The 14,939-nt window shown below is 48.6% G+C and carries 11 protein-coding genes and 2 riboswitches; of the genes, 7 read left to right on the top strand and 4 right to left on the bottom strand.

The genetic code is table 11. The annotated features are described in order from the left end of the window. Nucleotides 1-65: 65 nt before the first annotated feature. The 3 genes from AXG56_RS16325 to AXG56_RS16315 are packed head-to-tail and all read right to left on the bottom strand — an operon-like array spanning nt 66 to nt 2,376. Nucleotides 66-1,520 (bottom strand): PilX N-terminal domain-containing pilus assembly protein, encoded by a 1,455-nt coding sequence (locus AXG56_RS16325; RefSeq protein WP_062515479.1) that lies wholly within the window; start codon nt 1,518-1,520, stop codon nt 66-68. A gap of 5 nt (nt 1,521-1,525) precedes the next feature. Next, nucleotides 1,526-1,948, bottom strand: a complete 423-nt coding sequence (locus tag AXG56_RS16320) for a prepilin-type N-terminal cleavage/methylation domain-containing protein (protein ID WP_062515477.1) — start codon at nt 1,946-1,948, stop codon at nt 1,526-1,528. After that, complete coding sequence (locus AXG56_RS16315; protein WP_062515475.1) at nt 1,945-2,376, bottom strand: prepilin-type N-terminal cleavage/methylation domain-containing protein; 432 nt, start codon at nt 2,374-2,376, stop codon at nt 1,945-1,947. Before AXG56_RS16315 ends, AXG56_RS16320 begins: the two co-directional genes overlap by 4 nt. A gap of 171 nt (nt 2,377-2,547) precedes the next feature. On the opposite strand from AXG56_RS16315, the gene AXG56_RS19695 reads away from it, so the two are divergent. Together AXG56_RS19695 and AXG56_RS16310 are read left to right on the top strand one after the other, a co-directional pair. Continuing rightward, entirely contained in the window at nt 2,548-2,685 is a 138-nt protein-coding gene (locus tag AXG56_RS19695; protein WP_008633998.1) for a hypothetical protein, read from the top strand. A gap of 83 nt (nt 2,686-2,768) precedes the next feature. Next, nucleotides 2,769-4,298, top strand: coding sequence for a cryptochrome/photolyase family protein (locus AXG56_RS16310; RefSeq protein WP_062515707.1), 1,530 nt, complete (start codon nt 2,769-2,771; stop codon nt 4,296-4,298). 46 nt (nt 4,299-4,344) lie between these two features. Here AXG56_RS16310 and metE read toward each other — a convergent pair whose 3' ends face one another. Beyond that, on the bottom strand, nt 4,345-6,645 hold the full coding sequence (gene metE, locus AXG56_RS16305) for a 5-methyltetrahydropteroyltriglutamate--homocysteine S-methyltransferase (protein WP_062515473.1): 2,301 nt from the start codon (nt 6,643-6,645) through the stop codon (nt 4,345-4,347). Nucleotides 6,646-6,790: 145 nt separating this feature from the next. After that, nucleotides 6,791-6,975, bottom strand: a riboswitch (cobalamin riboswitch). Nucleotides 6,976-7,029: 54 nt separating this feature from the next. Next, a riboswitch (SAM riboswitch) is annotated at nt 7,030-7,133 on the bottom strand. A gap of 169 nt (nt 7,134-7,302) precedes the next feature. Between metE and AXG56_RS16300 the strand changes: the two genes are divergently transcribed. From AXG56_RS16300 to AXG56_RS19795, 5 genes are all read left to right on the top strand, one after another. After that, a complete protein-coding gene (locus AXG56_RS16300; protein WP_062515472.1) occupies nt 7,303-8,796 on the top strand; it encodes a deoxyribodipyrimidine photo-lyase in 1,494 nt (497 codons plus the stop codon). 142 nt (nt 8,797-8,938) lie between these two features. Next, on the top strand, nt 8,939-9,874 hold the full coding sequence (locus AXG56_RS16295; RefSeq protein WP_235601519.1) for a Fe(3+) dicitrate ABC transporter substrate-binding protein: 936 nt from the start codon (nt 8,939-8,941) through the stop codon (nt 9,872-9,874). 65 nt (nt 9,875-9,939) lie between these two features. Then, the gene (locus AXG56_RS16290; protein WP_026578708.1) at nt 9,940-10,956 is read left to right on the top strand and encodes an iron ABC transporter permease; all 1,017 of its coding nucleotides are present in this window, start codon (nt 9,940-9,942) and stop codon (nt 10,954-10,956) included. After that, nucleotides 10,953-11,960, top strand: coding sequence for an iron ABC transporter permease (locus tag AXG56_RS16285; protein WP_062515469.1), 1,008 nt, complete (start codon nt 10,953-10,955; stop codon nt 11,958-11,960). Before AXG56_RS16290 ends, AXG56_RS16285 begins: the two co-directional genes overlap by 4 nt. Nucleotides 11,961-12,319: 359 nt before the next feature. Further along, nucleotides 12,320-14,896 carry a glycoside hydrolase family 68 protein gene (locus AXG56_RS19795; protein ID WP_008633986.1) on the top strand — a complete coding sequence of 859 codons (2,577 nt, stop codon included), beginning with the start codon at nt 12,320-12,322 and terminating at the stop codon, nt 14,894-14,896. Nucleotides 14,897-14,939 lie beyond the last annotated feature (43 nt).

Here is a 14,939-nt window from a genome sequence, read left to right as displayed (position 1 = left end):
CACCTTAACCGTTCGACAGCAAAGGAAAGAAGCAGAGAGGAGTATCTCTGCTTCTTTCCTTTTTATTAAGCTTCCCTTACAGGGCCGGCAGTGAGGAGATCGTCCGGTGTCTTCCCGTCTCCATCCGGTACGAATGGGATGGAGGGAATGTCGAACGGTTGATATTCCACCGTCCCCCCTCCGTCTGAACGGTACGTTTTCGATAAGATAGAACCAAGGACCTTACCCCCGCCGGTTATCCGGAAGTCCGCATGAGGAGCATAGAGGAGGGACGCGTAAGCTCTCGCTCCCCCGGAAATGATGAAGCTTCCGCCTCCGGTAAAAATATGTCCCTGAAATCCGCCGCCTCCGGTCAATTCTATATCCGCTGTTTCCGCATAGAGAGAGCCGAAGATTTTCTGGCTTCCTGCCAGTTTAATACGTCGGGCTTCGTCGGAATCAGCGACATAAACACCGAGCTGCTCAATGGAACCATTTTCGTTGATGGTGCTGCCGGAACCCATCGTAAGCGTATCTTTCACATATAAAGTCAGTTTCCCTGTGCCGGTTATGTTTATATGTCCGTTCTTTACGTTCAGGTGGTCGACGACGATAGCTTTGTCCGTGTCCCCGACATCAATGGTCAACGTGTAGTTGCTGTTAAGGATGATTTCCTTGAAGTGGATATCGTTTGTTAGATGGAGCGTGTATCCATCAGAAATATAGTTGTCGATTTTCAGCTTCCCGTCCTTGATGACGTCATAGCCGTTCCATTCGGTCTTTTGAAGACGTTCGTCATCAGGAACCGGATAGTCCGGATAGACCGGGAAGGGGGGCAGCTCGAACGGAACGTGCGTATTAGTCGGAATCGGTGGTGGAATATTCATATAGGCAGGAGCATTGACTGCTTGATCTTCTGCGCCTGATGGAACGTAAATGTCTCCGGTTACGCTCGCTCCACCATTAAAGGACACGGTGTTTGCCGCTTCTGAATTCGTTCCGATATTCCCTTTAACAAGAGCTCCGCCGGATAAGGTAATCGTTTCTTCTGTGAAGACGGCCATCGCGTTCGGTACGGTCATGCCGCCTTTTTCCTGCCATTGGATGTGAACCGACTGGGTGACTGTCCTCGTCCGCGCCCCAATCCTCCCTGTCGATGTGATTTGGTAACTTCCAGGGTTATTTTCCTGGTCCCTGGTTATCGTGACTTCCGCTTCCGGCTGTTTCCCAAAAGCAGGTGTGAACGATTGAATGTCGACGGTCCCCAGCATCTTCTTTTCTAATACTTGATAGAAAGAACGTTCGTCATCAACGTCAGCGTACGATAAATCGACGGCTTCCTCCATATCTTGCAGCCGCTGGACCGCTCCTGCTTCCGCGATGTAATAAACAGACTGCTGGTCCCGCTCCGTCGAGCTGATCTTGGTGTTGCCTGCAACAAGGCCGAGCAGACTCAAACCAAGGATCGAAAGGATCATTAGAACCATCAGGACAAATACGAAGATCATTCCTTGTTCATTGGTAAATCGTTTCCCATTCATAATGGTTACTCCCTTATATACAGAGCGGTTGTCAAAGAGGTCGTTCTTCCTTGTCCATTGGATGTGCTCTCAATTGTGATACGGATCTGGTCTCCGTTTTTCTCCAGTTTGAAGGAGTCGATGTTCTGTGCCAGGAGGGAATCATCCTGTAACAGTTCGGATCCTCTGAGTTCGAAAGTGGACGAATCCGTTTTCAGAAGCTGATCGGCTATGCTCACTTCGTCGGTTTTACGAACGGCCTTCGTAACGGCATTCATGGCATAGCGTACATCTGCCTCATGATCGATCTGTTTTGTCTGCACCTCATATTGATGGTGGCTTGTGAAGAAGATGTTACTGATCAAGAGGAGGAGGATGCCTGCCAGACTCAAGGCTGCAAGCAGTTCTACAAGCGTGACACCGTCTTCTTTCCGAAAAAAGGACTTCATGCCTCTGTCTCCCATCGGTAGATCGTCTCCATCTGCGCTTCCAAATCCTGCTTGTCGGAATTCTGGAATACCTTCACGATTATGGTGGACAGCCCGTCATCCGGTTTCGTCAAAGTCAGCTCTATGTAATAACCGTCAGCGGCTTCTTCCATTTGAAGTGTCTTTTCTGTTTCCGCCATTCGCTTCATAGGGGCGAGCGCCGTTTCTACCTGTTGGAAAGGAATCGATGTACTTAAGTGATAAACATCTTCCATCTTCTTCTGTGCTATATAAGTCGCATCTAGCATGTTTGATGATACGGAAGAGGACCGTTGAGATTGGGTGAACAAAGGGAAAGCAACGATTAATACGATGAATAGGATGGTCATAGAGACGACGATTTCAAGAAGGGTGACACCACGTTCTGATTGGAGTGCTTTCCACTTCATTTACCCGGACTCCTTTTTGATTAGACTTTTAAGAGTATAGTACCATATTTTTGTTTGGGTGAGTGGTTTTAATCTGTTTCATTGGATCTTTAGATTCAGGCATATAGTCTTTGTTCTGCATGTATAATATCGAGAACAGCAGCGGAGATTAACAGGAGGAGGTGATGAGCGGTGTCGGAGGAACACAAATCTGTAACAAGCTCCGGAACGGACATCGAGAAAGTCAAACGTCTTAATGCGGAATCCGGGCGGTCCTACAATGAAGTGAAACAGCTGCTTGCAGAGCGGATGCAGTCGGAAAAAGAGTGAAATCCCTGTCGTTGTGACGGGGTTTTTTTATGGGAGGATTCACAACGTACCTTTTGTGGTACTTATCTTTCAGAGGTGATGAGATGAAGACGAGGTGGATTTTCGGAAATCAGCTGTGTCATCAGCTGCCTTTATTGAACGAAGCGGACAAGCAAAACGACGTCATTCTGATGGTTGAAGCGAAATCGCGTTCCCTTTGGCAGTCCTACCACAAACAGAAGCTCGTCCTGATCTTCTCCGGCATGCGCCACTTCGCAGAAGAGTTGGAGGAAAAAGGCTTCACCGTCGATTACCGCAAAGCGGAATCTTTTACGGAAGCTTGGGAAAGCCACCGGGAGCGCTATCACCCGGATGAAGTACACGTAACAACCGTAACCGATCACAGGATGAAGCGGGCGCTGAAGAAATGGGAAAACAATCTAAACGGCGAGGTAGCGGTTCATTACCATTCCGAGAAGCCGCTGTTCCTGCTCTCAGAAGAGGAAGCAGTCGACCGGCTGAAAGGGGAAGGGCCGTGGAAGCAGGACGCTTTCTATAGAAGGTTAAGAAAAGAAAGAGACATATTGATGGAAGATGGGAATCCTGTCGGCGGAAGGTGGTCGTTTGACCAGGATAATCGGAAGCCTGCGGATGAAGATACGGCTTTTGTGAAACCAAGGACCTTTCGTCCGGATGACATCACGAAACAGGTGATAAAGGAAGTGGAACGGGATTTTGGTGATAACCCCGGGAATCTCGATGCATTTCCATGGCCGGTGACGCGTAAGGAGGCGCTGAAGAAGCTGAATCAATTCATCGATGAGCGGCTCCCGACATTCGGAACGTATCAGGATGCCATGCTGTTGGATGATCCGTTCATGTCCCATTCACTGCTTTCTTCTTCTATTAATATAGGGTTTCTGAATCCTGAGGAAGTAATTGAAAAGGCAGAAGCTGCCTATGCTGCAGGGGAAGCACCGCTGAACGCCGTGGAGGGCTTCATCCGACAGATACTTGGGTGGCGGGAATATATGCGTGCTGTGTACGTGAAGAAAATGCCCGGCTACGCTTCTGTAAACGAACTCGGTCACGAGGCTGAACTACCGGCATTTTTTTATACAGGAAAGCCGAAAATGAAATGCATGGAACAAGCGATCCGTCCTGTGATCGATGTAGGTTACGGCCATCATATCCAACGGTTGATGATCATCGGGAATTTCTCCAATTTGTTCGGTATCTCTCCGCAGGCGGTATCGGATTGGTTCAATGAAATGTATGTCGATGCCTATGACTGGGTTGTCCTTCCGAATGTGCTCGGCATGGCTCTTTATGCTGATGGAGGATTGCTGTCGACGAAGCCGTATGTTTCTTCAGGGTCTTACATTAAGAAAATGAGTAATTACTGTAAGCATTGCGAGTTTAACGTCAAGCATCAAACAGAAGATGATGCCTGTCCGTTCAACGCGATGTATTGGGATTTCCTGGACAGGCATGCCGATAAGCTGCAGGATAATCCAAGAATGAAATTGATCTACAGTCAATGGCAGAAGCGGGAGGAAGAGAAGAAAAAAGAAATTAAGAAGAAAGCAGCGTCCCTTAAGCAGCAGCTGACGAAAGGGACGCTTGAGGCATAACCAAACGGCACACCGATGGAAGGTGTGCCGTTTGGTTTCTTCTATATTATTGGAGAATGGTTGTCTTTTGCTGCTCGCGTATGTTTTGAGCAGCTTGCTGCATGTGATGAAGGGAAGCAAGTGTTTCCTTGATCCCGCGTGTCTTTAATCCGCAGTCGGGATTGATCCAGAACTGGCGTGGATCGAGCACTTTCAGAGCACGACGGATGCTTTGTTCCATTTCTTCCACACTTGGAATCCGCGGGCTGTGAATGTCGTAAACGCCGAGTCCGATACCTTTATCGTATGCGAACGTTTCGAAAGCTTCAATCAGTTCCCCATGGCTGCGGGCAGTTTCAATGGAAATGACGTCCGCATCCAGTTTGTCAATCGTGGCAATGATTCTGCCGAATTCCGAATAACACATGTGCGTATGGATTTGCGTTTCATCTGCCGCTGCAGCGGTCGCAAGTAAAAAGGCGCGGACAGATTGGTCAAGGTACGTCGCTTGTTTATTGGATTTCAGCGGCAGCCCCTCACGTAGTGCCGGCTCGTCTACTTGAATCATTCCAATGCCTGCGTCTTCTAAAGCACGGATTTCCTTTTGGAGAGCAAGAGCAATTTGTTCCGTAACCTCTGCAAAAGGGATATCCTCCCGCACGAATGACCAATTCAGGATGGTAATCGGCCCAGTCAGCATCCCTTTGACCGGTTTGTTGGTCAATGACTGTGCATAAGCGCTCTCTTTCACCGTCATAGGAGCCGGTAGAGATACATCTCCGAATATAATGGGAGGCTTCACACAGCGGGAGCCGTAGGACTGCACCCAGGCGTATTCCGTAAAGGCGAAACCGTTCAGCTTCTCACCGAAATATTCTACCATGTCATTCCGCTCGAATTCGCCGTGAACAAGGACGTCGAGGCCGACCTCTTCCTGGTTGGCGATCCATTCGGCCGTCCTTTCCTTTACGAATGCATCGTATGTTTCTTCGCTCCATGCACCTTTTCGGAAGTTGGCGCGGGCCTTTCTGATTTCTGTTGTCTGGGGCAGGCTGCCGATCGTCGTTGTCGGGAGCAGAGGCAGAGCGAACTTTTCCTCCTGTACCTTCTTTCGATTGGAAAATTCGGAGGCACGGGACGGATGTTTGTCTTTCCAACGTTTTACTTCCTGCTGTACGTTCTCGTTCGAGCGGCCTTCGGAATCCGCAAAGGATCTCCAGTTCCGGGAATGTTTCTCCACCTCCGGCAGGATGATTGCTTTTCCTTGATTGACGCCCTTCGTCAGAAGAACCGTTTCTTCCAGTTTCTGATCAGCGAAGGCAAGGACCTGTTTCAGGTCAGATGCCAGCTTCGTTTCCGATTCGGTCGTCACCGGCACGTGAAGCAGGCTGGTGGAAGGCTGGAGAATCAAGCGGTCTTCCGGCACGATCTTTCTGACAGCATCCGTGATCTGCCATGTGTGTTTCCAATCGTTTCGCCAGATGTTTCGGCCGTTAATCACTCCCGCCGCCAATACTTTATCGTTCGGAAAGCCGTGTTCAGCGAGCTGGGACAGGGTTTGGCCGTTATTATCCACGAAATCAAGGCCGATGCCATCTACAGGAAGTTGAATGACGGAATCATAAGCTTCCACCGCTTCAAAGTATGTTTGAAGCAAAAGCTTGATGCCGCTCACTTCTTTAGAAATGGTGTCATAAACCGATTGAACGAAGCGGAGGTCTTTTTCCGATAAGTCAGTAACAAGAATCGGCTCATCGATTTGAACCCAAGCTGCTCCTTCTGCGGCCAATTCTTGAAGCACTTGTATGTAGAGCGGTACCAGTGTCTGCAGCACTTGTTCGAACGGCTGCTTATCAAAACCCTTGGCAAGCTTCAAGTAGGTCACAGGCCCTAGCAGCACCGGTTTTCCATCAATGCCGAGCTGCTCCTTCGCCTCTTTATAATAGCGGAGAGGCCTGTTCTCCAGAAGCACCGGTTTTGTATCCTTTTCAATTTCCGGGACGATATAGTGATAGTTGGTATTAAACCATTTTGTCATGGAGGAGGCTACCGCTGATTCTGTGCCACGGGCGATGTTGAAATACGTTTCCAGTGAAGTAGGTTCCGTATCCTGAAAACGCTTGGGAATGATCCCGAACATGATGGATGTATCCAGAACGTGGTCGTAATAGCTGAAGTCACCGACCGGAATCAAATCGAGCCCTGCTTCTTTTTGTTTCTTCCAATCCTTGTGTCGGAGGGCAGTCAGTTCTTCCACAAGCTCCTGTTCTGTCGTATCTTTCTTCCAATAGCGCTCCAGAGCTTTCTTCCATTCCCGTTTCTCCCCGATACGCGGGTACCCAATTGCTGAACTTCGTGCTTGTTTCATTTCCCATTCCTCCTGCAGTTGTTTTTCAATCCAATAAAAAAATCTCTCTTACCTACAAAGAGAGACGACGGAGTGACATGGGAAGGATACGTCGAAAAAAGGGTAGACGAATCCCGTTGTCAACACCTGCCTATTCCTCGTAGGACCTAGTGCGGGTTCCAGAGGCAGGTCTCCTGACTTATGATCACGGCGGGCTGCGCCTTCCCATCGACTATGATAGTGGCTGCTGCAGCTCCGCTCCCAATTACAGTGGCGGGACCGTGCCGGATTTTCACCGGTCTTCCCTTTTAAGCCGGGGGACACCCCGGCACCTGTGGAACAGATTATTCAGTTGAATAATAAAAAAAGAACCTCTTGTATGAGAGGTTCTGATTGTACGGACCTCTCTTATCTTTCAGAGCATCTGCTCTGCTGGAATTAGCACCACAATCATATCGATCGGTTGCCGGGTTTCGTAGGGCCAGTCCCTCCACCACTCTGAATAAGAGATTGCTATTGGATTGATTACAAGCATACTAGCATGAGAAAAATAGGGTGTCAATCCGCTCTTCTACAATTTTTTCTAGAAAAAGGATGGAGAGGGGCGAGTATCAACGGGTGAAAAAAATCTATCGAAAAGGTAGAATGTAGGGTATTACTACTCGGGAGCTGGTTATTTTGTTGCGTGTCGTCTGGTTCAAGCGGGACCTTCGTCTCCATGATCATGCACCATTATATAATGCGGTACAGTCGGGAGACATGGTTCTTCCGCTTTACGTTGCAGAACCTTCCATCTGGCAGGGGCAGGAGCTGTCTGCCCGCCATTATCAATTTGTGAAAGAGAGCCTCCATGATCTGCAGAAGGAGTTAAAGCAGAGAGGCGGTCGGTTATTCGTCGCTGTGGGGGAGATGGAAACAGTGCTGGAAGAGATATACGAGACATATGGTCCGTTTTCTCTGCATGCGCATGAAGAAAATGGAACACCGGTCACGTTTTCAAGAGATCAGAGAGTAAGGTCGTGGATGAAGCAAAAGGGGTTAACCATGAAAGAAGATCAACCATTCGGAGTCTTCCGTGGCTTGAACTCAAGGGACGGATTTTCTGAGCGCTGGGAACAGTTCATGAAGCATCCGGTCTTTCCTGTACCGGAAAAAATCCCTTGCGTCCCGGAAAAGGAATCCGTGTTGACGTTGAATCTGGACCAATTGGACTCGCTGTATGTCGGCGGTTCGACGCTTGATAAAGGACAGAAGGGAGGAGTGGAAGAAGCACATCGGACGTTGGACAGCTTTTTAAGGGTACGCTTCCATTCCTATTCTTATCACATATCGAAACCACTGAAATCAGCACGATCTGGAAGTCGTCTGTCTCCATATCTTGCCTGGGGAAACATATCCCTCCGCTTCGTTGTCCAGCAGACTTGGATGAAGATCAGGGCATGCAGCGATGCGGGAGAAAGAAAGCAGCTGGAGAATTTCTTGTCCCGTCTTTACTGGCACTGCCATTTCATCCAGCGTTTGGAGGATGAGCCCGAAATCGCGGAAGAGTCGATGAATCCTGCTTTTGATCAAGTGTACGAGGAATGGAATGAAGAAGCATTCCGCCGCTGGTATCAAGGAAGTACCGGATTCCCGATGATCGATGCCGCCATGCGTGCCCTTCATGAGACTGGCTGGATCAATTTTCGTTCCAGGGCGATGGTCGTTTCCTTTGCCTGTCATACATTAAGACTGGATTGGCGAAAACCAGCCCGTGCACTGGCGGGGTTGTTCCTCGATTATGAACCGGGAATCCATTACAGCCAAATGCAGATGCAGGCTGGTACGACAGGTTTCCATACCATCCGAGTCTATAATCCTGTCAAACAGGGACTCGACCACGACCCGGGCGGGGCTTTTATCCGGACTTATATTCCGGAGCTTCGCGGCATTCCTGCGTCTTTCATTCACGAGCCATGGAAGCTTCCTTCGTTTGCCTCCTTGGAATATCCGGCTCCCATGATCGATATCCAAGCAGCAACGAAGAAAGCACGGGATACCTTATGGGCTGTGAAGGAGTCGCAAACAGCTGAAGACGAGGCTGGCAAACAGCTTAGGAAACATGGTTCTCGCAAGGGTGTAAGGAAAAGAGAGACGGTGGATTCGGAGCAGCTTTCCTTTGATTTATTCTAAGCGGCCTTTTAAGAAAGCGGCCGCTTTTTTGTTCGAAAATTTTCCTAAGGAAGCTTTTCAACGGTGGGAATTACTGCTACAATTAACGAAGTTAATTAAGAATGATTATCATTATAGATGTTGGAAGTTGGAGGTAGTCAAAGTGAAAGCAACGAAGTTTTGGTTAGTTACTATTTTATGTATCGCCGGTTTTGTTCTTGCTGGATGCGGCGCTGAATCCGCAAATCAGGAAGATCAAGGAGATTCGAAGGAAGACACAAGAACGATTGAACATCAGCTGGGAAAGACGGAGATAGAAGGAACTCCAGAGCGTGTAGTTGCTCTCGAATTTTCCTTCGTCGACAGCTTATGGGAGCTTGGTATTACACCGGTTGGAATCGCTCATGAGAACGATGACGATGTGGAAGGTTTGCTTGGTGAGAAAATCGACTATACATCTGTCGGAACTAGACAGCAGCCAAGTTTGGAAGTGATCGCTTCGCTGCAGCCGGACTTGATTATCGCCGATGAGAATCGTCACTCCGCGATATACGATCAGCTGCAGGAAATTGCACCGACGATTGTGTTAAAGAGCAGGAACTCTACATATGAAGAGAATCTGGAATCGTTCTCAACAATCGGTAAAGCTGTAGGCAAAGAGAAGGAAGCAGAGGAACGTCTCGAGGAGCATAAGAAGACGATTGAGAGCTATAAATCAGAAGTCGATCCGGACGAAGACAGGGAAATTATGCTCGGCGTCTTCCGTTCTGATTCTTTGAGTGCGCACGGGGCGGAATCCTTTGACGGCCAGCTCTTGAGTCAGGTCGGTATTCCGAACGCCATCAAAGATGCCAAGGAACCGACAGTGAAAATCACTCTGGAACAGATGGTGGAATGGGATCCGGATGTCATCTTCCTGGTGGAAGCAGATGAAGCGCTTCTGGAAGAGTGGAAGCAGAACCCGCTATGGAACAACATCACGGCCGTGAAGAACGGAGAAATCTACGAAGTCGATCGTGCTTTATGGACGCGCTATCGAGGCTTAAAGTCAGCGGAACGGATTGTAGATGAAGCGACGGAAATCCTGTATGACAAATAGGCAGCGGGAGGAAAGCCAGATGTTGTGTCTGGCTTTTTTCTTTGTATAGATTGGAGGAATGGAACATGGAAGGTATCCATGACCGCCCGTCCGGAAAGAGAGTCAGCCTGACGGTAGGGCTATTGCTTGTCCTTTTGATTGGAGGAGTAGCGCTCAGTTTATTCACTGGACTTACGAAAATTGATGCCGGAACGATAATAAAGCAATGGTGGCAGGGGGAGGAAACGAAAGAGCTGCTCGTTTTCCAGACGCTCAGGTTTCCGAGAGCGGTACTCAGCGTCGTGCTCGGAGCGAACCTGGCTGTAGCAGGTGTCATTATGCAGGCGATTACGAGAAATCCGCTGGCATCTCCACAAGTGTTCGGTGTAAACGCCGGAGCATCGCTTGTCGTTGTGGCCTCCATCGTTTTCCTTCCGTCGATCGGAAGCACAAACCTCGTTTATTTTGCCTTCGCAGGTGCCTTGTTCGGAGGTTTCGTCGTCTTTTCCTTTTCTTCTTCCCGGGGGATGACCAATGTCAAGATTGCTCTTGTAGGTATGGCTGTTCACCTGCTGTTCTCTTCCATGACGAAAGGGTTGATTATTTTCAATGAGGAGATATCCGATGTACTCTCCTGGCTGTCCGGTTCCATCAGCGGAGCATCCTGGGGAGACGTCCGCGTGATCCTGCCATGGTCGATCATCGGTCTTGTCGCAGCGTTTCTTCTGTCACGCTCCCTGTCGATCTTTCAACTTGGAGAAGAAGTGGCAATCGGGCTGGGACAAGGAATGAAACGGATTAGAATCACAGCGAGTATCGCCGTCATCCTGCTCGCAGGATCTGCGGTAGCGGTGGCAGGCGCAATCGGATTCATCGGACTGATGGTTCCCCACATTACCAGGAAGCTGGTTGGCGAGGACCATCGGATTTTAATACCGGTTTCCGCGCTTGCCGGAGCGGTGCTGCTTTTGTATGCGGATGTCGTCTCACGGTACGTCGCGTATCCTTATGAATCACCCGTAGGGATTGTAACAGCGCTGATCGGAACTCCGTTCTTCCTGTATCTCGCAAGAAACAATGCCGGGAAAGGAGAGGAACAATGAATAGGAAACAACAAAGAAGTCGGGATTATAAGTCGAAGGCGATACTTGTCTTTCTTACCATCCTTCTAGCAGGGATCGCCTTCTTATCTCTTGGATTCGGAACGGTATATGTTACACCCGGAGAAACGTTGGCCATTTGGACAGAAGAGAATCAACAGCTCTCCTTTTTGATTAATAATCTTCGCATGCCTCGGACGGTTATCGCTGTTTTGGGAGGTGCAGGACTTGCTGTTTCCGGAGCAATTCTCCAAGGAGTGATCCGCAACCCGCTCATCTCGCCGGACGTCGTCGGATTGACAAATGGTGCCGGTTTATTCGCTGTCATTGTTCTTATACTGCTCCCACAGGCACCGATCGGTCTCCTGCCGGCAGCCGCTTTTTTCGGAGCTGCGCTCGTTGCCGTCCTGCTTGTAGCGTTAGCGAGGAAATCGGGGATGAACCCAGCAACGCTTGCATTGATTGGAATAGGTCTGGGTGCGGGATTCCAGGCATTGACAGAGTATATTCTGACAAAATACCCGATGGAAGCGAATGAATCCCTTGTGTGGCTGGCCGGGAGTTTATGGGGGAAAGGGTGGGATGATGTATATGGTCTCCTTCCCTGGATGACCGTCCTGCTGCCAACCTGTCTCCTTCTTTATCGCAGGCTCGATATTCTCAGCCTGAACGAAGAAGCGTCTATCGGTTTGGGTATGAACGTCCGATCTACGCGTTTATTATTGTTAACACTTGCAGTGGCATTGGCAGGGGCGGCCGTTGCAACGATCGGCGCCATCGGTTTTATCGGTCTGGTCGCTCCCCATATGGCACGAGGGATCTTCGGATCAAGACACCAATATCTTCTTCCCGGATCCATGATACTAGGCTCGATCCTTTTGGTTGTCGCAGATACGGCAGGCAGGACCATACGTCCGCCGATTGAAATTCCTGCTGGTATTTTGACGGCAATTATCGGTGTCCCATATTTCTTATATCTCATTCGCAGAGAGTTGAAGGAAAGTTGATACAAGCAGTCGGAAGAGGAGTGAAAACCTCTTTACCGACTGTTTTTTTACAATCATGTAACAGGTGTTTTGACGCAATGTAACGAGCTTATCCTCCTCTTGTTACATAACATCCACAAACTTACAGCGATGTGTGAACGATTCCCTATAAATTTTTTACAATTATAGATCGCAGGTAATTTTTTCACTTTGTCATAAAACCGTTTGCAATTGAAAAGTAAAGGGTTTCATCCTTGGTTTGTCAACGGACATAATCCATACGGACTGTCTTGATTATGGGTTTGCGCAACTATATTACAATCCGTAATATGAGGACGTAAAAAAACTTTTTCGAGAATTGTTGAGGAGGGGATGTTCGAATGCATTCACAAGGAATGACATATTCGAAAGTCGGTGTGATCTTGACCATGCTTCTCGGTCTGTTCGTGGGGTTACAGACAGAGGTCTCTGCCAAAGAGCAGGATGATACAGCAAACTGGACAAGAGAAATGGCGCAAAACTATAAGAATACGCCTGAAAATACACCGGAAAATATTGATAACTTCAAGGACGTAGCACCAGATTATTGGATTTGGGATACATGGCCGTTGAGGAACCGCGATGGTTCACTGGCTGAAATCGACGGCTACAAAATCATTTTTGCTTTGACGGCTTCGAAAGATTATACATGGAACGGACGTCACGATGTTGCGAAGATCCGTTACTTCTACTCTAAAGACGGCAAGGATTGGAAACTTGGCGGCCTTGCTTATGATCCTGACAAAGCATACGGCTCCCGCCAATGGGCTGGATCTGCAATGATGGAGAAAGACGGAAAGGTCAACTTGTTCTACACAGCAACTGGAAGAAAGTCTGATGAGGAAACTACATATGAGCAGAGGTTGGCTCGTACGACGTTGACTTTCGACACAGATGAGAACGGGGTGGAAGCGAACCCTTCCGGAAAGCATGAAATTCTGCTGGAAGCAGATGGAAAGTATTATGAAACACAGGAACAGAAGACAGGAGATATCATCTACTCTTTCCGTGATCCATGGTTCTTCAAAGATCCGAAATCCGGCAAAGAATATCTGTTGTTCGAAGGAAATTCCGGAGGTACGGAAAAAGCATGTGAAGCTGGAGATATCGGAAGTACATCCTTCCAGAAGAATCATGATGTTCCGGAAGGTGCGGAAGATTATAATGGGAACGTGGGAATCGCCGTTGCTGATGACGGAGATTTAAGTGATTTTGAACTGCTGCCTCCACTGTTGGAAGCAGATTGTGTAAACCAACAGTTGGAAAGACCACACTTAGTTTATAAAGACGGCAATTATTATTTGTTTACCATCAGTCACAAATTCACCTTCGCTCCTGGACTGGAAGGGCCGGACGGACTTTACGGTTTTGTTAATGACTCCCTGCGTGGGGATTACAAACCGCTTAATGACAACGGTTTGGTTGTAGCGAATCCGGAAGATGACCCATTCCAAGCATACTCCTGGGCCGTTCTTCCGAATGAGAACGTCATTTCATTCGTGAATGAATACAAGGATGAGAACGGAGAAGATCAAGTAGGAGGATCCTTTGCTCCTACATTGCAATTGGATCTGGATGGTGACGAAACAAAGATCGTTGGCGAATTGGAAGACGGGCAGATCCAGTACCCGGATAACAAAGAGGAAGACGAGAACGAAGAGAAAGAGCAGACACCGGAATGGTCTGCTGAAGACGCAGATAAATTCAAGCGTACCAAGGATAACACGGTCGACGAAATCGATTTGAAAGAAATAAAGAAAATCGCTCCGGACCTTCATATTTGGGACACATGGCCGCTGAGAGAACGTGACGGATCCATTGCGAAAATCGATGGAAAGGAAATTATTTTCTCCCTGACTGCACCGGCGGATGTCCTTCCTGGCAAGCGCCATGACATTGCTGAAATCCGTTACTTCTATCGTGAAGATGGAGGAGACTGGGAGCTTGGCGGTAAAGTCTTTGAAGACGGTGAAGCACTGGGTTCCCGTCAATGGGCCGGCTCTGCTATGGTAGATGACGGAGAGCTTCACATGTTCTATACAGCGACAGGACGCAAAGGCGAAGAGAAATTGTCGTATGAGCAAAGACTGGCGACGGCTTCCGCAGATATCAAGTCCAGATATGGAAAGATTTCTTTCGATAACTGGTCCGACCATGAAGTCATTCTCGAGCCGGATGGCGAAACGTACCAGACGATGGAACAGTCCGAAGAGGGAGACATCGCTTATACTTTCCGTGATCCATGGTTCTTCCAGGATCCTAAGACAGAGGAAGAGTATATTCTCTTTGAAGCGAACTCCGGTGGAACTCCTGCAGAGCGCGCTGAGAAAGACGGAAAAGAGCAGTCCGAATCGACTCTTTATAACGGAAGCATCGGAATTGCTAAAGCACAAAACGACGAATTAACGGAATTCAAGGCACAGGATCCACTTCTGGAGGCAGAAGAGGTCAACCAGGAGCTGGAACGTCCGCACATCGTTGTTAAAGGCGGAAAATATTACTTGTTCACAAGCACTCATACGAATAAGTTCGCTCCGGGAATCAGCGGAGAAGATGGCCTGTACGGCTTTTATGCCAAAGACCTGCAAGGGGATTACGAACCGCTTAATGAAAGTGGACTCGTGTTGACCAACCCGGCAGATGAACCTTACCAGACATACTCCTGGACCGTAATGCCGGACGGGAAAGTCATCAGCTTCGCAAACTTCGCGGACTTGGACGGCTTGACCATCGATGAAATCGGCAGCCAGTCCGAAGCTTACCAGTTCGATCACTTCGGCGGGACTTTGGCACCGACCGTAGAGCTGCAGTTGAGTGGTAAGAAGACGAAAATCAAAGACATCCTTGATCCTGGAGTCATCTCGGATGAAAAAGGAAATGGGAAGCACAAAGGAAAAGGTCCAAAGCATAACGGATAACAGTCTGAAAGCATAAATAGAGCCTCTTCACTAAGGTGGAGAG

This window comes from Halobacillus sp. KGW1, assembly GCF_001592845.1.
Classification (GTDB): Bacteria; Bacillota; Bacilli; order Bacillales; family Halobacillaceae; genus Halobacillus.
Note: the sequence above shows the minus strand (reverse complement) of the source record. Positions and strands in the feature narration are given on the sequence as shown.